General features: G+C 61.8%; 16 protein-coding genes and 2 pseudogenes. 7 read left to right on the top strand and 11 right to left on the bottom strand.

Features of this window, described 5'->3' with window-relative positions:
• Positions 1–184: 184 nt before the first annotated feature.
• The 4 genes from QW868_RS13100 to QW868_RS13115 form a co-directional block, all read right to left on the bottom strand.
• On the bottom strand, positions 185–2,308 hold the full coding sequence (locus QW868_RS13100; RefSeq protein ID WP_316165473.1) for a ParB/RepB/Spo0J family partition protein: 2,124 nt from the start codon (positions 2,306–2,308) through the stop codon (positions 185–187).
• A 110-nt stretch (positions 2,309–2,418) separates the two neighbouring features.
• Complete coding sequence (locus tag QW868_RS13105) at positions 2,419–3,375, bottom strand: ArdC family protein (protein ID WP_316165474.1); 957 nt, start codon at positions 3,373–3,375, stop codon at positions 2,419–2,421.
• A 218-nt stretch (positions 3,376–3,593) separates the two neighbouring features.
• A complete protein-coding gene (locus QW868_RS13110) occupies positions 3,594–5,753 on the bottom strand; it encodes an exonuclease domain-containing protein (protein ID WP_316187180.1) in 2,160 nt (719 codons plus the stop codon).
• A 386-nt stretch (positions 5,754–6,139) separates the two neighbouring features.
• Positions 6,140–9,490, bottom strand: coding sequence for an autotransporter domain-containing protein (locus tag QW868_RS13115; protein ID WP_316187181.1), 3,351 nt, complete (start codon positions 9,488–9,490; stop codon positions 6,140–6,142).
• 191 nt (positions 9,491–9,681) lie between these two features.
• Here QW868_RS13115 and tnpA point away from each other — a divergent pair, with 191 nt between their 5' ends.
• From tnpA to QW868_RS13140, 5 genes are all read left to right on the top strand, one after another.
• Positions 9,682–10,158: an IS66-like element accessory protein TnpA gene (gene tnpA / locus QW868_RS13120; protein WP_410051294.1), complete on the top strand. Its 477-nt coding sequence runs from the start codon at positions 9,682–9,684 to the stop codon at positions 10,156–10,158.
• A complete protein-coding gene (gene tnpB, locus QW868_RS13125; protein ID WP_315773810.1) occupies positions 10,155–10,508 on the top strand; it encodes an IS66 family insertion sequence element accessory protein TnpB in 354 nt (117 codons plus the stop codon). Before tnpA ends, tnpB begins: the two co-directional genes overlap by 4 nt.
• Positions 10,509–10,558: 50 nt before the next feature.
• On the top strand, positions 10,559–12,073 hold the full coding sequence (gene tnpC, locus QW868_RS13130; protein ID WP_316170819.1) for an IS66 family transposase: 1,515 nt from the start codon (positions 10,559–10,561) through the stop codon (positions 12,071–12,073).
• Between the two features lie 41 nt (positions 12,074–12,114).
• Positions 12,115–12,738 carry a UPF0149 family protein gene (locus tag QW868_RS13135; protein ID WP_316230702.1) on the top strand — a complete coding sequence of 208 codons (624 nt, stop codon included), beginning with the start codon at positions 12,115–12,117 and terminating at the stop codon, positions 12,736–12,738.
• A 786-nt stretch (positions 12,739–13,524) separates the two neighbouring features.
• A complete protein-coding gene (locus QW868_RS13140) occupies positions 13,525–14,019 on the top strand; it encodes a UPF0149 family protein (protein WP_316170806.1) in 495 nt (164 codons plus the stop codon).
• Positions 14,020–14,240: 221 nt separating this feature from the next.
• Here QW868_RS13140 and QW868_RS13145 read toward each other — a convergent pair whose 3' ends face one another.
• From QW868_RS13145 to QW868_RS33540, 3 genes and pseudogenes are all read right to left on the bottom strand, one after another.
• Positions 14,241–15,920 carry a recombinase family protein gene (locus QW868_RS13145; protein WP_316230703.1) on the bottom strand — a complete coding sequence of 560 codons (1,680 nt, stop codon included), beginning with the start codon at positions 15,918–15,920 and terminating at the stop codon, positions 14,241–14,243.
• A gap of 497 nt (positions 15,921–16,417) precedes the next feature.
• Positions 16,418–16,675, bottom strand: a complete 258-nt coding sequence (locus tag QW868_RS13150) for a TRCF domain-containing protein (RefSeq protein WP_316170804.1) — start codon at positions 16,673–16,675, stop codon at positions 16,418–16,420.
• 40 nt (positions 16,676–16,715) lie between these two features.
• A pseudogene (locus QW868_RS33540) lies at positions 16,716–16,943 on the bottom strand (DEAD/DEAH box helicase); the annotation flags it as partial.
• Positions 16,944–17,453: 510 nt separating this feature from the next.
• On the opposite strand from QW868_RS33540, the gene QW868_RS13155 reads away from it, so the two are divergent.
• A complete protein-coding gene (locus QW868_RS13155) occupies positions 17,454–17,747 on the top strand; it encodes an excisionase family DNA-binding protein (RefSeq protein ID WP_316160999.1) in 294 nt (97 codons plus the stop codon).
• A 132-nt stretch (positions 17,748–17,879) separates the two neighbouring features.
• A pseudogene (locus QW868_RS33545) lies at positions 17,880–18,591 on the top strand (transposase); the annotation flags it as partial.
• Between the two features lie 431 nt (positions 18,592–19,022).
• Here the strand turns inward: QW868_RS33545 and QW868_RS13170 are convergent.
• From QW868_RS13170 to QW868_RS13185, 4 genes are all read right to left on the bottom strand, one after another.
• Positions 19,023–20,093, bottom strand: coding sequence for a hypothetical protein (locus QW868_RS13170; protein WP_315798983.1), 1,071 nt, complete (start codon positions 20,091–20,093; stop codon positions 19,023–19,025).
• 10 nt (positions 20,094–20,103) lie between these two features.
• Positions 20,104–20,313 carry a hypothetical protein gene (locus QW868_RS13175; protein WP_315782989.1) on the bottom strand — a complete coding sequence of 70 codons (210 nt, stop codon included), beginning with the start codon at positions 20,311–20,313 and terminating at the stop codon, positions 20,104–20,106.
• Complete coding sequence (locus QW868_RS13180) at positions 20,313–21,329, bottom strand: hypothetical protein (RefSeq protein WP_316230704.1); 1,017 nt, start codon at positions 21,327–21,329, stop codon at positions 20,313–20,315. Before QW868_RS13180 ends, QW868_RS13175 begins: the two co-directional genes overlap by 1 nt.
• A gap of 100 nt (positions 21,330–21,429) precedes the next feature.
• On the bottom strand, positions 21,430–21,735 hold the full coding sequence (locus tag QW868_RS13185; protein ID WP_315736163.1) for a hypothetical protein: 306 nt from the start codon (positions 21,733–21,735) through the stop codon (positions 21,430–21,432).
• Positions 21,736–21,842 lie beyond the last annotated feature (107 nt).

Genomic DNA, 21,842 nt, shown 5'->3' on the forward strand with positions numbered 1-21,842 from the left:
GCGGAACACGGAAGAGCTCCGCCGAACGCTCTCTCCGGTCCGGCGGACTCAATCGCGCTGCTCCGCCTCTCTCACTCTCGAGCTGCTCGACGCGACAGTGACCTCCATGAAAAAAGCCCGGCCGATCTGACCGGGCTTGCACTTCGGTTTCTTCAGGTTGGGATCGGCCGCGAAGGCAAGCTGATCATTCCGCGGCAACGATCTCCTCCACGTCATCAGCGCCTCCCGTCGCCTCCTCATCCTCACTGAGGAACGCCGGCAGGCTAGCGGAATCGACGCCATCGACCGCCCGCGTTACCTCGGCATCCGCGCCACGCAGCGGCTCGGGCAACCAGCGACTGCCTTCGAGCAACCGCTCGGCTTCGCGCGCCATATCCGGTTTCCTCAGATGCTCGATGAGCTGCGCCGACGCTTCGCCCTTCGCTTCTCGCACGGCCTGCAGGATGCGGTGCTTGGTGACGCGACCGAGATAGTTGGCGGCAGTTGGCTTCCAGCCGGCGCTGATCATGTCGAGCCCGACGGCGCGCGACAGATGGTCGGCCTGTCGGAGGCGCCCGCGGACGCCATGGGCGGACAGGCGGCCTTGATGCACGCGGTTGGCCGGCTCAAAGATCGCGTTCACCGCATGCGCGGCGCAATGGGCGAACAGCTCTGCCTGGGCCGCTCCGTCCATCGTCGTCAACGCTGCCCAGAGGTCCTTGTCGTTGGCCGGCAGCTTCGCCTTCCAGGCCGCATGACGCGCGGCGATCGCCTTTGCCGGAGCGCTGTCCTGCAGGCCCGGCGGCTGCGCCGGGAAGCTCGGGGTGCGCAGCGAGATCTCCAGGCAGTAGAAGACTGACCCGTAGGGATAGAAGGCCGCGAGCACGAAGGTGTGCAGCACCGCCTTGAAGGCGATGGATGGCTCTCGGCCGAGTGCCTCACGAAGGGCGAGCGTGCGATACGCCGAGAGCTCGCTGATCAACCGGTCGGGGAGCGGCCGCTCGACATCCTCCGCGTCGGCGGGCGCTTCCTGCTCGCCGTGACCGATGACGATTGTCGCCGCCGGCACCCCGCCCTCCATATCCGGAATGGCGGTCGCAGTGCCCCTGTCGTGACTAGCTTCGGTCTCCGGCTCATCTTCCGACACCACGGCCTCATCCTCGGGTCGGACGAAACCGCGGGCGACGCGCAGTCGGCCTTCCGAGTCGATGCTGACGAACGCGCCAGCGCGCGCCATCTCGGCTGCATCGAAAATCATCGGCCGCTCGTCAAAGGACTGCAGCGCCGCCTCGATCTCACCGAGACGCTGATCGATATCCTCAGGCAGTTCATCGGCCTGACCGTGTTCGGCCTCGAGCCTGGCCTGCTCAGTCCGCAGCGCTTCCATGGTCGCCCGCTCGTCGGCGGTGAGCTCTGCCGGCTGCCCATGAAGCTCGCGCAAGCCATGAGTATGCCCGAAAGGGAAGTCGACGGCGGCCGCGATCCACTTCCAGCCCTCAAGGCCAATCCGCTCCGCTTCCGCCTTCAGCTTCTCCGCCACGAGCCGGTCCAACAGCGCGACATCGTGGAGCCAGCCGCCATCGTCGGCCTCGAACAGATCCCGCAGCACAGCGCCACCGGCCGTCTCGTAGGCAGCCAGCCCTATGAACTGGACCCTGCGGTCGAACGCCCGAACCGTCTGCTCGGTGAGCTGCCGCCGGATCTGGTAGGGCGTATCGCCGCCGGAACGGCTGACCTTGTCCCAGACCTCCTGTTGGCGTGCATGATCCGACGTCACCGAAAACGCCATCAGCTGCTCCAGGGTCATGCCGTCGGCGGCATACACGTCCTGAAGCGCCGGCGAGACCGCGGCCAGCCGCAGCCGCTGCTTGACGACCGCAACGGTCACGAAGTGCCGCGCCGCGATCTCCTCCTCTCCCATGCCGCCGTCACGCAGGGCCTGGAACGCCTGAAATTGATCCAGGGGATGCAGGCCGACACGCTGGTCGTTCTCGGCGAGCGAGTCGTCCAGGGCCGAACCGGAATCGCGCACCACGCAAGGCACAGCTTGCGTTTTCGCCATTCGCTTCTGCTTCACCAGGAGCTCCAGCGCCCGGTAGCGCCTGCCGCCCGCGGGCACTTCGAACATCCCGGTCTCCCTGCCCTCGGCATCGAGGACAGCCCGAACGTTCAGGCTTTGCAGCAGCGTCCGCTCGGCGATGCTCTCGGCCAGTTGCTCGATCGAAACGCCGCCCTTGATCCGGCGCACGTTGGACTGGCTGAGCACGAGCTTGTTGAAAGGAATGTCGCGCGATGGCGACAGCGTGATCTTGTGAGCGGCCTTGGTCATGTCTTCGTTCTCCACGACGGGCGGCCCGGAGCCTCTCTCTCAGGCCTTCAACCCGTCGCAGAGCACCTCTCGCCCTCTCCCTCTCCTCTGTTCTCCCAAGCGTGCAGGGTTCACGCGGGTACGCGATCCGGAGCGCTCGGCTGAGCGAGGCCAGCAGCACTCGGTGCAAAGCCGAGGAGATAGTCGGCCACGCGGCTCGCCTGGCTTGCCGCCCGGACAATGGCGCGACTATCCTCGCGCAGGACGTCGAGCCAGAAGCCGAGATAGTCGGCATGGCGCACGGTCGGCACGATGCCGAGCGCGGCGCAGCTGAAGGCGGCTGCGATCTCGGCGATCAGCTCCTCGAAGGCGTATTTGCGGCTGCCGAACCGACCCGAGAGATCCCGATTCAGCCGCGAGGCATGACCGCTCGCATGGGCGAGCTCATGCAAAGCGGTGCGGTACCAGTTGATCGGCTCGAAGAACGCCGCTGGCAGTGGCACCTGCACGAAATCTTCGCCTGGCGCATAGAACGCACGATCACCCCCGATCCGGAAGTCGACGCCGCTGTTGACAATCAGGGTCTCGACCACAGGCTCCATGACACCCGGCGGCGGAAGCGGTGCCACGGTTGCGATATCATCTGGCAGACCATCGCATTGGTCGGTGTTGAATACAGTAAACCGCTTCAGGAACGGAATGGCTTGCGCCTCCTCGCCGACCTCGCGGGCACGCTGCCGTTCATCCGATGGCACAAAGCGGTCGGCGTAGACGACAGAGACGCCGCGCTCGCCCTTGCGGACATGACCGCCAAGCGAGAGAGCTTGCCGGAAGGTCAACCAGCTCTGGCCCGTCAACCCGCGCTCGATGACTGCCCCCCAGAGGATGAGAACGTTGATCCCCGAGTACGGCCGACCCGTAGCCCCATTCCGTGGCAAGGCCAGCTGAGCCTTCGCCGCTTGCGTCCCCCATGGCCGGACCCAGGGCACCCGGCCAGCCTCCAGCTCACCGATGATCTTGCTCGTGATCTCTTCATAGAGGCTCGCCCGGCTCTCGCCGGCGCGCGCACCAAGTCTCCGTCCCTGCATCGCGGATCTCCGCGACGGGCGCGGCGGAACCCTCTCGCCACTTCCAACCCGTCACGGCCAACCCGGCTGCACTCTTGCTCTCAACGAGCTTCACGCCCATCCAGGGCGGACGGCTCATGAATTCCCTCCGGAGCTTCCGGGAGGACATCGCCGTTTGACGTCCACCGGGATGATGAGCTGTAGGCGTGTATTGCCTCTCTGGGGACAGCGCCGCATCTTTAAGCGGCCTGTTCCTCCGCCAGCGGGCCCTCACTTTCGCGCTTCCTGTTGATCAGATTGAGCAGCTGGCCGGCAGCCTTCGCATCGCAGAGTGCGCGATGATGGCTCTCGAGTTCGATGTCGTAGATCTGGCACAGATTTCCGAGCCCGTAGGACTTATGGCCGGGATATCGCCGTCGCATTCCGGCGCAGGTGCAAAGCTTTGGAAAGCGGAACTTTCGATCGAGACGGCTGAACTCGTAAGCGATAAAGCCATAGTCGAAATTGACGTTGTGCGCGACGAAGACGCCGTCACCCATGAATTCGAGAAAGCTGTCTGCAACAGATGCGAAAACCGGAGCATCGCGAACCATCTCGTTTGTGATGCCCGTGAGCCGGGTGATATTTGCAGGAATGGGACGCTGAGGATTGAGCAGTGAGTGCCACTCATCGACAACCTGATGATTGCGGATCTTGACCGCGCCAATCTCGGTTATGCGGTCGCCAGAGGCCCAGCTCCCGGTCGTCTCGATATCGACAACAATGTAATCCTGCCCGGGGTCGAAGCAAAACTCGACCCTGCAGATCTCGGCCTGGAGCCCGGCTGATTGCAGTTGCCGCAGGCGGGTGAGCTGATTGCGGCGGATGACGTCACCCTCTGCCTTGATCTCCACGAATGAGACCGCGCCATCGCGAAGCAGCATCAGATCAGGGAATCCGTCGCGCATAGCGCGGAAATCCTCGCACATCGCGTGCAAGATCGCGGCAACCCCGTGAGGGCTGGCGTGATCGAGAAGCGTACGGACAGCCTCGATCTGAAAGCGATCCCAGTTGAAGATGCCATTGGGCCGCCCCCAGCGCGCAGCGAGCGCACGCAGGATCAGCGGAAGGGCATCACCCGATCGGACGGCGGCAAGCTTCACGTCCACCTGGGCCTTGAACAATCGGATGAACGTGCGATCTTTGAGACATTGAGGGACCCAGTCGAAGCCGCTGTGCAATTGACCGGATTCGAACAGCTCGTCCCAGAACAGAAGGCCGAACAGGGTGTGCCACAATGCGTTCTCGGCAAAGTATACCTGACTGCCCTGACGGCGCATGACCCCAGCGACACCGGCCTCCGGGTTGCCCCGATGTGTGTCGTCGACCGCGACGACGCGCCCCGAGCGCAGGAGTTCGGTGCAAAGCCCCGTTCGCTGACCGCCAAACTTGCGCGCATAGAAGTCGACCGCAAAAACGTGCTCTTCGTCGCTCGCCGGATCATCAATGATCCGGCGCAGAAGCGCTTCAGATTCGCTTTTCGCGCCCAGACTGTAGTGAAGGCGCACGAGGCGCTCGCGGCATTCGGGGGACGAACCGGCACGATAAAGTTGAAGCGCGAGCGCAGTATCGGCGCCCTTCTCGAAGAACTGGCCAAGCTTGAAGGCCGCGCGGCTTCTCAGATCCTGAGCGTAATCTGTCGGACCTGGCGGTCCGCCGAGCAGGTCGACCACTCCCTGGCGATAGATCGCCTCGGCTTCGGTTTCGAGTTGGTCGAGCAGGCTACTATAGTGAAAGCAGGCGTGGGCTTCATCGCCATCCGCAAAGCGTGCACTGAACGAGGTCGCACTGTTGGTGCGCATGATGCCGAGATCGCGTAGCGCGAAGGTCTTGAGATCCCGCTCCGTCTTGCCAAAATAGAGATAGAGCAGAAATTCGATCGGCCTCGTGTTGTGAAGCGCGATGAAGTTTTTCCCGCCACAATGCTGAGCAGCGACCTCAAAAGGAACATTGGCGAGAAAGTATTCGATGAGCTTGGACTTCGACCAGGATTTACGAATATCGGATCTTCCGGATGCATGCGCCGCCGTCACAAGGGTGTCTTTGGGCAAGCATGTTACGAAAGCGGCGTAATCGTCGACCTGCAGAACACGAGCATGGGCGCTGGCAAGCAGATGCCGAGCCGCGGCTTCAACATCTGCAATCTCTGGATATTTGAAGAGCGTGCGATTGAAGATCGCTCCCCGCCGATTGACCATGCGGACAAGAAGGCATTGTGCATCCCTGGGAAGACCGTCAAATTGCTCGATGAAGACATGGTGCTCCGGGGTCAGGACAGCACCGTAAGTCTTCTTCACGAAGCCGAGCATCTCCGTGAAATGATCGAGATAGTAATAGACAGGAAGAACTTGCGGCTTCATCCGGGGCGCTCTTTTCATGCCTTCTGTTGCGCAGCGTAGCGCGGTTCAGCCCTTCAAGCCTTCTGAGGTGAGGGTGGGCATTGGGCTCTCTTGACGGTGCGGCCACCCCGTTCTATTTTTGTTCTTTCATGCCCCGATTTGTCAAGTGAGTGCCGCTTGAGCCCTCGCCGTCATCGTGCGAATGCGCGCCCCTCCTGATCGACGGACCCATCGAGGAATCTGCGTCGGAATGACTAAATGGCGCGCCCGATTTTCATCTCGAGGCGAGCCAAGCACGACCCCTATTCGAAGGATCGTGAGCTTCCGCAGAGATATGACTCTGTCCCACTCGTTCCCGATGATCCCGCCGCTCGTGATGATTCTCATCGATTCTTGCGAAATCGCGGTCACCAGACATAGCGCATGGAGGCTCTACCGGAATAGGAACGTGTGGTGCTCGAGAACTCTCCATCGAGGGTGGCAGCCGCGGTCCAGCCATTGCTCCAATGTCGTTCGAGACCCAGAGTGGTCAACGCAGCGTCCGGCGCCGGCTGCGCGCCGCTGACGGTAAAGCTTGCCCCCGGCAGCGATTGGAAAGTTGCAGCGACGCTGCGATCCGGGTTGAAGTCATGAGCCCACGCGATACGGCCTCGCCAGTTGAGCACGCCATCCTTGTCCCCCAAGGACAAGCCGGTCCGAAGTCCTATTTCGGTCCGATAATCTGTCACCCGCTTGGCGGAATAGCTCAGGGCGAATACCGAGGCGCCAGCGACCGACTGCTCGGCGTATTGGGGCAGATCAAGATGGGCGGCCTGGCCTGCTGCATAGGGCGTCAGACTGAAATTGCGGATCAAGGGCACCGACAGACGATAGCCGGCTTCAACGCGTCCGGAATAGGCGTTCGCTTTGAACGACGCCTTCAACCGATCGACACCGGCTATGGTGCGATCTGTCGTTACATCCTGCCAACCGTAAGCCAGGGCGGCGCTCAGATAGGCCGGCCCTTGGACGTGTCGAACATAGGCGCCAGCCTGAAACAGATCAGATCTCCCTGTTCCGAGGGCGTTGACACTAAGACCTGTGCCGCCACCCGCGAGAGCGAATCCCGCGACCGTGGCCGGCGTCAACAAATAGTCTGCCCCGACCGCAGTGCCGTAGATGCGGCTGGTGGAGCGAGCTGATCCGGCCCCAGCGCTTCCATCCGTCGACTGCGACCCGCCAAATCCGTCAACCCAAACACTCCAGCGCGGCTCGAGCGATTCTGGTTGCCTGCTCATCGACGCAAACGCGTTCCCCGCCGGCCGGCTCGGTGTCCTGCCAGCCTCGGCATAGGCCAGCGGGGCAACTTCGCCAACGCCGTCGCGCCCGGCCTGACCGTGATCCCCGAGCAGGCTGACAAACTGCCCCATCGCATTGAACGTGGCCTGCTGCGGAGCTGACGCGAGCTCTCCCGATACTTGGGTCAGTCCCGAAGGCGAAAGTGTGCCAAACACGAGCGGAATACTGCCCGTCGTATCGAAGAACCGCGTCAGTGCGTTGGCAACATTCCGCTGGTTCGCGGACAGGCCGCCACCGTAGTTCGGCGCGCTTGCCGGAACGAAATCAAGCGATAGGTCGAGATAAGCAGCATTTGCGTCATAGCTGAGGGCGGATTTGAAACCAGCCGGGAGATTGGTATTCGCCAAGGAGGCAAACGTCCCGCTGACGCCGCCACCGGCGGTCAAGATCGTATAGCGCTTGGCGACGTAGCTGCCCGCAGCAAAGATTGCCTCGACCGTTGCCCCGCCCGCCGTCATCGTGCCGCTGATACTGGCGAAACTCGAGGCTGTCGGATTGAGCTGAATGAGATAGATCGCGCCAGATTGAAATGCGAGATTCCCCACGATCGCCATCGAACTCCCGGCTGTACCGTTTCCGGGCGCGAGGACGGTGCCACTATTGATGCTGACCGTCAGGGGATCAATTGTCCCGGTGCCGGTTATCATCCCGGAATTCAGGTTGACTGCCGACGTCCCAGTGAGCGCTCCGTCCACCTGGAAAACGCCGCCGTTGATATTCGTTGCTCCGGTGTAGCTGGCCGTCCCCGCGAGGACGAACGTACCCGAGCCCGTTTTCGTGAGACCGCCGGCACCGCTGAGATCGAGGTTTGCAGTGCCGGATTGAACGACAAAGTCTGTATTGGATGCGATCACACCATTTCTGACCAACCCACCCGTCAGAAAGAAACCTCCATTTTGCGTCTGAGTGGTCCCGCCAAGGTCGAGGATTCCGCCTGCGACCGTCGTTGATCCGCTAGCCGCACCGAGCGTACCGCTGCCCGAAAGCCGCAAGGTCCCCGCGTTGACAACCGTTCCCCCGGTGTAGGCGTTGGCAGCAGCCAGCACCATCGTTCCGACGCCGTCGAACACCACCGTTCCAGCAGAACCTCCATCCGAGATCGTCCCCTGGATGGTCTGCGTCGTGCCTGCCGGCGCCGCAAAATGTCCACTCCCCGTGAGCTGAATCGCATTGCCGATTGCAAAGTCGGCCGTGTTCGCGAAAGAGAGGCTCGTTCCGTTCGCCATATTGAGCGTGCCGCTGCCCAAGGCGTTATTGTTGGCAATGACCAAAGAGCCGGCGTTCAGCTGGGTCCCTCCTGAATAGGTGTTGTTGCCGGACAAGATCAGCGCGCCACCTCCAACCTTCGTCAGACTGCCACCGGCCCCCGATATGACACCCGAAACCTCGGTGTCCGTATTCGACAGTCCGGTCGCCAAGGTTTTCGAGCCGAGAATAAAGTTGCCGGCGCCAGCAATTGATCCAACGCTTATCCCGCTGGATGTCAGCCCAGAAATGTCGACAGAGCCGCCGAGATTGGTCACGAGCTGAGCGGTGCCGCCGCTACTGGTGTCGGTAAAGCGCGTGACTCCGAAGGCGCCCGTGGTGATGACCGCGTCACCCGCCGTCGCCGAATTGGCAAACTGGAGCGTACCTAGATTGCCAGAGATTCCTGACACCATGAAGCTCGGGCGATTGCCGGACTGATCGTCAATCCCTGCCCCGCTGATCACCAGCGACGCGGCGCCGCCGGAATTGCCCGTCACGTTGAATGTATAGGCCGGTGCGCCGCTCAGAAAGCTCAAACCAGCCACCTGCGTTGCCTGCCTGACGTCGATTGCGGTGACAGTCGAGGCGCCGAACCGGGCGGTGTCTGTCGCAAGGGGGACCGATCCGACAGTCCAATTCGCTGCCGTGTTCCAATCGGAATTGATGGGTGTGGCAAGCCATCCGGGCGCGACGGAAACCACCGTCCGCGTCGCCGTAGCCACATCGTTCCAGTTGAACGTTGCCGTGGGATTGGTGCTCAGCCACATCTGAATCTGTTGCTGACTGGGCGTAGACCAATTCACCCAGATCCGCTCGAAATTCAGCTGCAGCAAGACATCGTAGGTGCCAAACCCGGGAACAACGTCCGGGACGGAGAAAATCACGCGACACTCCGCCGGCGTACAGTTCGTCCCAGACAAGCTCCCCAACGTGTAGTGAGCGGTCCCCAGCACGCCTCCTGCATCGATCGTGATATTCGCCCCGACCACATTGAACGTGGACGGCGAGCCAGCTGATACCGGAATGACGAAATTGGCCGGGTTGATCAGAAACTGCCCGCCGCCGCGCGAGGACGTAAAATCGAACTGCCAAAGATCGGTCGCCAAAGCTGGAAACGCTGGGCAGCAACCCAACGCGACCGCGATCGTTACGCGAGACAACACCTGACGCATGAACCACCCCCAGATACCAAATTATCTGAGGTTACCATTCGTGTCATCATGTTACCGGAGGTTTCCAACAATCCACCTGCTCTGCCGGCCCGGCCAGCCGACGAGCCGTAACCGGCATGAGTCCCCCACCTGGGCATCGCGCGACTGAGCTGCGATAGATCCTGGCATGAACTGCTTTTTGGAGGTGGACTATGTCAGAAGCCATGCATGAAGCCATGCTTGATGCCAGGCAGGAAGGCGGCTGCTATCGTCGCATCGAGGTGATCACGGGGCATCGTCGGCGACGGCAGTGGACGGCTGAGGAGAAGGCTCGGATCGTGGCGGAGAGCTTCGAGGAAGGGGCCAATATCTCCGAGGTCGCTCGGCGCCATGGCGTTGTCCGTGGGCTGCTCACGGTTTGGCGGCACAAGTTTGCGACGGCAGCGGTCCCTCAGGCACAAGGCTTCGTGCCGGTCCGGATCACTTCCGAGAGCGGTCAGGCGACGGCAGACGAGCCGGACCGGCTGGCTTCTACGCATAAGGAGGTGCCGCTGCAGATGGCACTGCCCCCAGGCAAGCCTGGCGGGGTGATCGAGATCGAGGTGAGAGGGGCACGCATCCGGGTTGAGCCGGGAGTGGAGCTGGCGACGCTTTCCACGGTGCTATCGGCGCTTCGGGGCATCCGTTGATTGCCTTACGGCCCGACCTCAAGGTGGTGCTGGCGGCACAGCCAGTCGACTTTCGTAAGTCGGTGCACACGCTGTCGGCGTTGGTGAGCGAAGCACTGCGCGCGAACCCATATTGCGGCGACGTCTTCGTGTTCCGCAGCAAGCGCGCGGACAGAGTGAAGCTTCTGGCATGGGATGGCAGCGGTATGGTTCTGGTGACGAAGTGGTTGCACCAGGGACACTTCACTTGGCCGCCAATCCGCGACGGAGTGGTGCATCTGAGCGCCACACAACTCGCGATGCTACTCGACGGGCTCGAGTGGACGCGTGTTTCACCCAAGCCTGTGAAGCAGCCGGCCGTTGTCGGCTGAGAGGCAACGATTTTGCTGGAGCCTGTGATGCGTGGATATATCGTTCGATCATGGCGATTCGCCCCGAAGCTCTCCCGACCGACGCAGCGGCTCTGACCGAGATGGCGCTCGCGCTCGACGCCCAGAACGAGAAGCTGCGTGTGGCGATGCAGACGCTCAAGGAGATGATCTTCGGCAAGCGCTCGGAGCGGCTGGCGGCGATCGTGGCCGAGCAGCTCGCGCTCGAACTGGACGATCTCGCGACCGGCGTCACACCACCTGCGCCAGCCAACGACGATGTGCCTGCGACGAAGCCGGCTGGGAAGCCGTGCAAGAAGGCAAGGCGCAACATCGGCGCGCTGCCCAAGCATCTGCCGCGCTGCGAGCAGGTGCTCGAGCCGGACACGACAGCGTGTCCGTGCTGCCAGGACGTTCTGCACCGGATCGGCGAGGACGTGAGCGAGGTGCTGGACGTAATTCCGGCGATCCTGCGCGTGCTACGCACGATCCGTCTCAAATATGGCTGCCGCGGCTGCACTGACGGAGTGGTCCAGGCGAAGGTGCTGCCGCGTCTGATCGAGGGCGGCATGGCCTCGACGGCGCTGGTGACCCACGTGGTGGTGTCGAAGTTTGCCTGGTATCTGCCGCTGTACCGGCAGGTGCAGATCCTGGCCGGTCAGGGCATTCATCTCGACCGCGCAACGCTTGCCGGCTGGGTGAAGCGTGCGGCATGGTGGCTCAAGAGCCTTTACGAGCTTCAGCTGCGGACGATCCAGGCTTCGCCGCGGCTGTTCTGCGACGAGACGCCGATGCCGGTGCTCGATCCCGGACGACATCGCACCCGTATCTGCCAGTTCTGGGCGCATGCGATGGATGATCGCCCATGGGGCGGCCCATCGCCGCCGGCGGTCGCCTATGTGTTTGCCGATGGCCGCGGCACCAAGGAGATCGCCGGGCAGCTGACCAGCTTCCCGGGCATTCTGCAGGTGGATGGCTATGCCGCCTACAAAGCGCTCGCCCGCGGTCATGGCGGTGCGATCCAACTGGCTTTTTGTCTCGCCCATGCCCGACGCAAATTCGTCGAGGTGTACAAGACGATGCAGTCGCCGTTCGCTCGCGAAGTGATCGAGCGCCTGCAGGCAGTCTACGCCATCGAGGCCGAGATCCGCGGCAGCGGCGCCGAACAGCGGCTTGCGGCCCGCCGCACCAGGACCGCACCATTGATGGAGGCGCTCAGGACACGGCTGACGGCAATGGTCGGCCAGCTGTTCTCCCAGTCGAAGCTGGTGGAGGCCATCAATTATGTGCTCAATCACTGGGACGGGCTGACGCTGTTTCTCCGCGACGGCCGCGTCGAGGTCGATACCAATACGGTCGAGCGTTCCATGCGCCCGACTGCAATGGGCCGCCGCAACTCATTGTTCAGCGGCAGCGAAGGCGGCGCCGAGAGCTGGGCGATCCTGGCCTCGCTCGTCAACACGGCAAAGCTCCACGAACTCGATCCGCAGGCCTATCTGGCCGACGTGCTGGAGCGCATCGTTTCCGGGCGGACTAAAAGCCACCAGTTGCACGAACTGCTGGCCTGAAACTGGAAGGCTGCCCACGCACGCACCGCGCAGGTGGCCGCATGAGCCGGCGTCGCCATTCGGCTTCGTCCTCGACCACGGCCGCCACTATGTCGCTCGCGGAACTCGATCGATGGCTGCAGGACCGCGCCGAGCGGCGTCCTGTCGTCATCAGCCTGCCGATGCTGGACGGCTACGTTGCCGCGATCGTGGCCGGGCCGGTGTCGATCAGTCCGCTCGATTGGATCTGTCCACTACTTGCCATCGACGCCGACGCCTTCAACCACGGCGGCACGGCGGAGTTCGCGGCGATCTCCGCCGTCGTGCAGCGCCACAACGCCAACAGCAATACCCTCTCGACCAACCCGAAGCAGTTCGAGCCGATCCATCCGCGCAAGCCGAACGGCGACGTCGATGCGCGTCCCTGGTGCCGGGGATTCCACGCCGCCATGCAGCCGCGACTACCGGCTTGGGCACCACTGCTCGACACCCGCAACATCAACCACGGCCTGCTGCTACCCATCCTGCTGCACTGTGTTGACGATCAGGGCCGTCCGCTGCTCGGACCGGCAAGGAAAGGCCGGGAGACCAAGGAATTTCTGCGCAACGCCCATACCGATATCCCGGCGGTTGTCGAAGCCATGCGCCAGTACTGGATGCCGACCCGCTACGCCCGTACTGGCTGATTGCTGCCTACGTGGACGCTCATGCCGGTTACTTACATTCCGCATGTCTCGAGGTGAATATCCGGGCAATTTCCGGGCCGCGGGACAGTCAGGATTCGCGGGCAGACCCGGCGTCGATCAATCGCTCAGTTTCATCCTCCCATGACTGCGATGGGATGGATCAAGGCCGCTGTGTTGCGCTCCCTGGCAAGTACCTCGAGCCGCAGTATGAGGGAGACCAATGCACTGGTCGACGGGCCATTGAACATGGCATGTGCGGATTTGCGATACGTTCCGCCTTACTTATTCTGTCGAACGGCCAGCAACTTGGTGTGCATTGGCGCGCCAGTCGCTTCCGGGGTGGGCAGAGGCGCGCCTTGGAGGGGCGCAGAGGCCTTGCAACCTGTGATGGCTTCCGGCAAATATGTTCTACCTGGGGCGACACCGCCGCCAGCGCCACAACGAGGGACTATAGCCATGAATACGAGGATGATGGTATTGGCCGTAGGGGTGCTTGCCACTCTCGCGACCGGCGGAAAAGCGTTGGCAGTAAATTGCAAGCTTAATGCACCGGAGAAGGAGTGTTGCGCTGATATTTTTTGCGACGGCAAACGCTTGCGTGTAAATATATCAGAACGGGATTGTAAACGTAAGGAAAAGGATGCCAAAAGCTGGCATGATAAACATAGTGGGGTATGTGTAAAGTTTTAGCCGGGTCAAAGCGGCTTGAACTGATTTTTGATCGCTGGGAGAGAAAAACGCAGTCTGTCCCCTATTCTGCTCGATCCACCTGACTGGATCTGCCCGTTGCTCGCTATCGGCGCCGACGCGTTCAATCACGGCGGCACGCAGGAGTTCGCCGCCATCTCCGCCGGCGCCATGCGGCACAACCACATAAGCGACACGCTCTCGGCCGCGCCCGACAAGTTCAGGCCCGTGCATCGGCGCAAGGCCAACGGCGACGCGCGCCCCTGGTGCCGAGGATTCTACGCGGCGATGCAGCTCAGGATGCCCGCCTGGGCGCGGCTCCTCAATCTCGCCGACATCAACCACGGCCTGCTGCTACCGATCCTCCTGCACTCAGTCGATGACCACGGCCGACCGCTCTTTGGACCGACCAAGAAAGGCCGCGAAGGCAAGGATTCCTGCGTAATGCCCACGCGGATATTCCGGCCGCCGTCGAGGCCATGCGCCAATACTGGACGCGAGCAGGTATTGCCGCAGATCCCGCCGCCGTGGTCTGCTCGCCCCGCTTACGACGAACCTCCATACCAAATCCGGCCCTCCTGCCTGAAACGGTGACCCCGGCCCTCGTGCGCACGCCGGATCAAATTCGAAAAAACAGAATTTCTGTCTTGCGCCGACGGGCAAATCAGTGGTTCATAGGGTGCTGACTCAACTAAGGGAGACAGCAATGGCTGACTACTCAGGTCCGAAGTCTGACCTCGTTCATATTTCGAAACTGAACGGCGACTTCCGACGAAACTATGGGCCGCTGCTCGGAGCGTATCTTTATCTTCGTTCTATCGACGCCGCCGGCCGGCGCCCTGTTCGTTGGTTGGGGTTTCTTTCAGTGCTCGGATCAGCGCTTGCGGCCGTGTTCGCCCGGTATGGTTCCGCGTGGTGACGAGACGAGCAACTGCACGAGCCAGGGCGCCCTCTGTCTTGAAGTACAAGACGCCATGATCCACGCGTCCCTGCTCCTGAAATCTGATCGTCAGACTGGCGTTAGCGACGGTCGGGAGAACAACATAATCCAGAATCGATCCGTTGCGCTCGCCAAGTCGGATGGCAATGATCAATCCCTCCGGCAGGTGCCGGCAAGATACTGTCCAAAATGGAGAAACACTTCGCCGACATGCTGCGGTCCAAAAGGCTATTCGGAAAAAGAGATGGCACTTGGACCCGACGACCAGATGGTGTTCCGGAGCAGAATAGACGTATCCTCTGACTTTGCCGAAGCGGACACTGATCCTCGACTTCCTTTTTATCTCCTCGCAGATGCGCGACGATAGCGTCACGAGGTCGCTTGACCAGGTGCGTCGCACATCGAAATAGTCGCAGCGCCGGCTTGACGTATATCCGACCAGTTCATATGCCCTTCTGAGAGACCCGAAGTGATCCAAGTATGTCTTGCAGCACGGCAGACCAATAGTTGAATTGATGATCGAGGGGCTGAGGCACCCCTTCTTCTTCAGTGTCTGTCGCAACCGGAGCAGCATTTCCTCCTCGGAAAGGTCGACCCGCCGTTCCGCTATGATCTTTTGCACCTGCCGGAAGAGATCTTGATCGATAGTCGGCTCAAGGGCGGCTTCGCCACGAACCCAATCCTCTGGCGGGTTGTAAACCGAGACACCGCCGAGCCTGCGAGAACGACGATTGTAGACGATGTTTCCCAGATAGTTCTCGTTGCGCAGAATCCTGCCCACCATCGCCCGATTCCAGACTCGGCCGTTGGCGGTGGGCGCCCCCCGGTCGTTGAGTTCGCGGGCAATCGCTGTTTCGGATCGCAACTCGATAAAGCGTCTGAAGATCCACGCGATCGCAGCACGATCATTCATTTCGCCCGGCCGCAGCCTGACGTGATCGGTCATCAGGTACTTTCGGTCTCCCCTGACCAACACCTTTTTCTGCTGCAGCTTCTCGTCGACGAGTACACGCTGAAGGCCGAACATCGTTTGGCCACCCAGCGCGAATCCCATCCGCGCAAACCTGCATGAACCGGCGTGAACCTTTTGCGAGAGCTCGCGACTATATTCCGCGGCCATAACCCTCTTCAGGTTCTTCACGATGTTGGACAGCATGCTGCCGTCATTGTCGAACTGCTCAGCGCAATAGCTGACCCTGATCCCTGCCTGCTTGCAGATGAACTCATAATGTGCGGCTTCGTCGACATCCTGAAAGCGCCCCCACCGGCTGATGTCATAGACCAGGATATGGTCAAAGTCGGCCCGCCTGTTGCTGACGTCTTCGATCAGCTTGGCGAGCCCCGGCCTGTTCTTGATCTTGAGACCGCTCTCGCCATGATCCGCATAGGTCTTGACGATCGAAAGCCCGTGGGCGTGAGCATAGGCCGCAATCACTGCAGCCTGATTCTGGATGGAGTAGCGCTGATAGTCCGTCGACATGCGAACGTATTGCGCTGCACGCCCGTTTGGTGATTGCGGAAGGTGGGTCTCGCGAACGATGAGCGCATTGACCATCATCATGCCCCCAGCAGCTGCGTCGGCAGGATCAAACGCCTCCTTTGGTGAGCTGACAAGAACAATTGCGTCATGATAGGGAGCTCTGCTGGAAGGCCCATCATCGCTATCCCGCTGTGAGCTCGGGCAATTGCTGGGAGTTGGCCGGAGGCCTAGATCTCCTCCCCATCCATTTCAATTTGGCCATCTAGCCGATTTGCCCGCCGGTACCGGGGAGATCGTCCTTCAAAGAGACGGATCGATACCTTGCAAAGGAAGATTTCCATCCAGCTTCGTTACGGGCGCGTCGAGCGCGGTTTGTCTCGATACCGAGCATCAGAGATGCCGTAGTGGCAACCGCTATTCATCCAGCAGATCCAAAAACTGTTCGATTCTTTTGCAAGACAGGCGCGCTGCTCCGCCCGGCATGATGACCCAAATGCCATCGCTGCAGCAACCGTGAGCACGACCTCCGGATCCGTCCCCCGGCAGCAGCATTGCCGCAATCGCTTCCGGCCTCACGTCAAGAGAGGCATGATCCCGCACTCTCTGCAACTCATCCTGAGCGTGGCAATTGCGAAAAAGTTGCTTGCCGCCGGCGGCAGCGGTCCGAAGCGGCGCTGCGTTTCGTCCTGCAGCTCCTCCAGCTCATCATCGGTCCGGCATCGAGCGGCGCGCGCGTAGATATCGAGCCTGACTGCTTGAGACTGCACATAATCTGAGGGAAGAAGCTCCGCGATCGGCAGGTTCAGCTCCGGAATCCAGAGAGCGGACATTCCGTCTCGATCGCCCTTGAGAGCAGATGACGAGCCCCAGATCGGCACAATTGATCTCCTTCGATGCGAGCGAAAGCGTCCCAACCACGACCTTGAGCTCACCGCTTCTCTGTCCCTCTCGCACCTTGCGCTCCTCGGCCGTCGAGGCGACCCGCGGCAGATTTCCGACCTCAATGCCGAGCGTCGCAAAGCGCTTGCGGAACGTCTCCACATGCTGCCGAGCCAACACCGTCGTCGGGACCACGATAGCGACCTGCTTTCCCGCCAGGACGGTAGCTGCGGCACGCTCTAAGTATCAGCCGGAGCGGAGCGAAGGCAGAGAAGGCACCCGTAGGAGGGTCGGCATGGCGGTCACTGCGCCAGCGGTGGGACCCGGGGCCGAGTGCAGTCGCGAGACCGGTTAACAAGGCACCCGCGTTCGGGGCAGTGACAGCGATGCCGCGAAGCGGGAGCCCCTAACGCGAGAGCCTCCGGCGAGCGACACCATATGTAGTCGGCCGTGTCCGGACGAATTCTGCGGGGTCAACTCGCCGGCCCCGCTTGTGTTCGAGGTCGTTGCAAAGGGCCAAAATGACTTAATTCTACGCCACCGTATCCGAAGCACACATCGAAGCATTGTCGCTCTTCCAAATTCGTACGGAGGCAAATTGACTGCATTCCGCAAGGCAGAAGGCGCTGCGAACTTCAAGCAGTCACGAGCGTCCCTGCCTGCGACGCGCGTGCACGATTACTCACATCGATATCGCGCAAAGCCCTCCAGGAGTGGAGCATCTGCAACGTGGTCAGAATCAATTTTCCTGTTCAAGCGTCGAATCCACTCGATCAAGGCACCTCAATTGGCAAAACCGATAACGACAACATCAAGCAGCGCCGTCTCGTCGAGTTCAAGGAAGGCTGCCGTTATGGCAAATTCGGCAAAACAAAGGCCTATGAACTGATCGCGCAGGGGCGGATCAGGGCGTACAAAATGGGAGGCAAGACACTCATCGACCTCGACAGCATTGATGAATATCACGCCGTGCTGCCGCGCGTTGAATCGCGGGCAGTGGTCGTGTCCGCGGAGGTGGTGTAGCTCGGTATAGCAAACCTGTCCGCACGCTCGCCCTCAAATAGCGCCGTAGCGGGCGGACGGGTTTGCAGTGGTCACCGGCGATTGCCCGGTAGGGTCGGAGTGCTGACCCCAACCTTTTTCCGGGGACCACCGATGATCGAAAAGATGATGCACCGTCGTGCGCTCGTGGAGAAGGCCCCGATGCCGATGTCCTGCGCGAGATGATCGGATTTGTCGCCCAGCGGCTGATGGAGATGGAGGTCGGCGATCTGACGGGCGCGGCCTATGGCAAGAAGAGCGCCGAGTGGCTGGCGCAGCGCTACAGCTACGCGAGCGGAGCTCGGAAACCCGGGTCGGCAAGGTCGAGCTGCGCATCCCCAAGCTGTGCAAGGGAAGCTAGTTCCCGAGCCTCCCGGAGCCGTCCATCCCACAAATAGGGTCAATCGCCGTCGACCGGACGGCTGAGAAAGGCTTTCACCCCCGCCTTCGCGGGGGCAGGCTCTTGTCGTAGATCTCCCCGCCGACGAGGGCGCGACGTGCTCGGCATAGACATCGGCCCGTCCGAGACCGAGACGTTCTGGACTGCGTTCCTGCGCAAGCTCGCCCGCCGGGGGCTTCGCGGCGTCAAGCTGGTGATCTCGGACGCTCACGAGGTCATCAAGGCCGCAGTCAGCAGGGTGCTCAATGTCACTTGGCAGCGCTGCCGTGTGCACTCATGGGCAACGTGCTGGCGCATGCCAGCAAAAGCGGGCGCCGCGTCGTCTCCGCCTTCATCACCACCGCCTTTGCCCATACCCGGGCCGCCAGGGCGCAGCGGCGCAGGGTCGCTGACCAACTCCGTCCCAAACTCCCTAAGCCCGCCGCTGGCGCGCGAGTGCGCGTCGGGGCCCGCAGTTTTTCATGCCCGCTATACCGGGTGTCATCTTGTTGGTATTTCTGTTGGTATCGAGAATAATTGGTACCGGAAAATACTTTATATTCAAATGCTTGCTTGTCTAGTGGACTATCGGCCAGGGGCACCATTTGGGCGTTCGCCAGCGTGTTTCACCCTCAAAATCAAGCTTAAGCCGCCATTTGCCCTTCGCCGGCGTCCGGCCCGTTCTGTTGGTATCCGCCCCCTATTTCCGGCACCTGAAGCCGGCAGCGAAAGACGACAAACGCTCAAATGAAGGCGGGCTCTTCATGCTCGTCACCGCGACCGGATCGTAGCTTTGGCGCTTCGCCTATCGCTACGACGGCAAGCAGAAACCGCTCGCCAACTAACCTCCATAGGCTTCCTTCGCTGACAAGCGTAGGTCAGTCGAACGCCGGCGGAAGCCCCAACTCGGGGATCCTGTCGCGCTGCGGATCCTGGAAGTCGAACAGCATGCGCCCGGGAATCTTGCCAATCTCAAGATTTTCGATCAGGAACGCGCGAACACCGAAGTGGCCCTTGAAGTCCTGCCGCACCTTGTCCCAGTCCGAGAAGGCGCAGAACTTCTCCTTGGGAATCGTGCAGGGTTGGGTCGGTGGATTCTTCTGCGAGAAGCCGAGCGGATGCCAATCGCGGTAGAGGCCGCCGACGAGCTCCTTGGCGGCGTAGTGCCCGCAGAAGAAGGTCTGCGCCAGCTCGCAATAATGCGGGTAGAACGGCTTGAAGTTGTCGATACGGTAGGTCTGAATGCCGGTGTCGCCGAACTCCTTGAGCTCCGCGTCGTGAAGCTTGCCCGGCTTGAGAAAGCGATCCTCCGGCGCAACCCCGGCCTCGACATTGCTGACGACCTGCAACAGACCCCGCGCATTGGCCGGATAGAGATCGATCTGCAGGGGAAAGATCACGACTGATACACGGTATCCGGCGACATAGCCGATGCCGAACAGGTCGAGCGCTTCCTTGACCGTATGACCCTTCAACTCCTCGTAGTCGGCGACGAAGGAATATCTCTGCCGGGGCGGACCGAGCTGGGTCAGCGCGTCGATGCCGAGGGCGGCATCGGAGGGGCTGCGCGAGATCATGCGGATGACATAGCGCACACGTCTGTTGCTGGCGAGATCGTCGATCGCTTCATTGACCGACTTCCTGCGAATCGGATCCTGCGACACGTAGAACAGCGCCAGGGACGGGCCGGCCGCGGAGAACAGGATGCCACCAACCAGGCAAAGGAAGAACGCCGCCTTGAAGAACGAGGTGACCTCTTCCGGTTTTGACCTGAGCGCGATGCAGGCGAACACCGTGGTGATGAGCAGCAGGATCAGTCCGACCGCCAGCAGCGCTGCGGTCGAGGATGAGGCGAGCACGAAGCTCAGCACCTGAACGAAACCATCGATGGCCTTGTCCATATCGTCTCCCTCCGTCGTGAAGCCGTAGAGCTTCCAGAACCCGGTCATGACTACCGGCTCAGTCCTTGTCGGCGGTGCAGCGTCCGCCCGAGAAGCCAGCGAAGGCGGCACAGGTCTTGAAATTGAGCGAGAGCTTGTACAGGTCCGTTCGCTTGGCCGTCTCCTCGTTGCGCCCGTTCTGGTAGGAGAAGGCGAGCGCGACGTTCGCGCGCAGGCCGATGAAAACTGCAGGACGCGGCCTGCAGGTTTCATCCGCCGCTCGCCGCATCACTTGCCAAACAGAGGACCGACGGACGGAAGAATGACCGCCGTGACCGTGCCCTTTGCGCCGTCCGCAGACGGATTGCCGAAGCCGAGGTTTGCAGGCGACGGGAAATTGCCTGGCGATCCTCCGCCCGTGCCCTTGCACCAGCCATTGGCCGGCGCGCCCTGGCCGCCGGGGCCCGGATTGCCCGGGCTGCCGCCCCGACCGGGGAGCCCGGCCCGCCCGCCGACATTGTTGATCCGCGAATAGCTCAGGACTTCGTAGGCAGGTCTGGTCGTGACGAAGACGAGATCGGCGCCTTGTCCCCCAGCGCCGGCGTCACCGCCGCGTCCTCCGGGACCGGCAGCGCCTCCCGTCCCGCCGGGGCCGCCACCCTCCTTGCAGTCGAACAGGCTCGTGGCCCCTTCCTTGCCGTTTCCGGCCCGGCCGCCGTTGCCGCCTTTCCCCCCGGTCCCACCATCGCCGCCGCCAATGCCGCGGAAGAGAAGGACGAGGTTGAGAAGACCAGCCGGGATCGGCCCTTTCGGATCGGAGAGCTCTCCGGCGACCAGATAGACGTCGGGCAGTTGCCGGGTCTGTCCGGCCACGGCAGGCCCGCCGGGGCCGCCGGGATAGCCTGGATTGCCGGTCCGGTTGGTCTCGCCGGGATTGTCGGCGCCATTGGGACCTGCAGGGCCGTCACTGCCGACGGCGGCCACGGCCTGCGGATCGCGCTGGATGATGCTGTAGCTGTCGGGGTTGGCGAACTTGATGCGTTGCGCGGCCACCACGATGTAGGGATAGTTCAATCCGGTCAGCGTCAGCTTTGCCCCCGCCGCGAAGGAAATCTCGTCTGCCTTGATGATCTGCTGCGCGAATTTCTCCTCACCGCTGATCGGAATCAGCGTCTGCGTCAGCGGAGCCGCCTTGATCGCGGCCGCGATGTCGGGCGGCAGTGAGCCTGTCGGAATCTGCTGTTGCGCCAGAGCGACGCTGGGCAACAGCATGGCGGAGCAGGCCATCAGTCGAAGACTCTTCATCTGCAATCTCCTCAGGTCATCATGATTGTTTGAATCAGCGGCCCGCTTTCGAGACGCCGCGCCTGGACGGCGAGCTGCCATCCAGGTCGCCGAACAGCGCCTAGCGAGATCCCGGAATCGGGAAGCGGACGTTTCCCTCGGCGCTGTTGCGGGTCACGTTGCCGCCGAGCGAGACATCGCGGTTGACGTTGAGCCGCGGCTCGTTGGTGGAAGGATCACGGCTGATGTTCGGATAGTTGGTCGGAGGCGGGGCTGGAGCGTGGAAGTTCTGCAACCGCTCGCTGTCGGTTTGTTGATGCGGCTGATAGGTCGGCACCAGGTCCTTGAGGTTCTGACCGGAGGCCTGGGACATCAGCAAGGGCGAGATGATCAAGCCCATCACGATACGGATATTGGATCTGCGCATTGAATCCTCCTGTTGTCTCGTTTGCACGGGAGGAACTATGCCGAGGTGGTGTGAGACGATCGTCAGGACATCGCAAGAGCATCGTCAAAAATGCATTGGAACGACGC

Origin of the sequence: Bradyrhizobium sp. SZCCHNR1051, from assembly GCF_032489615.1 — a bacterium.
Taxonomy (GTDB): domain Bacteria; phylum Pseudomonadota; class Alphaproteobacteria; order Rhizobiales; family Xanthobacteraceae; genus Bradyrhizobium.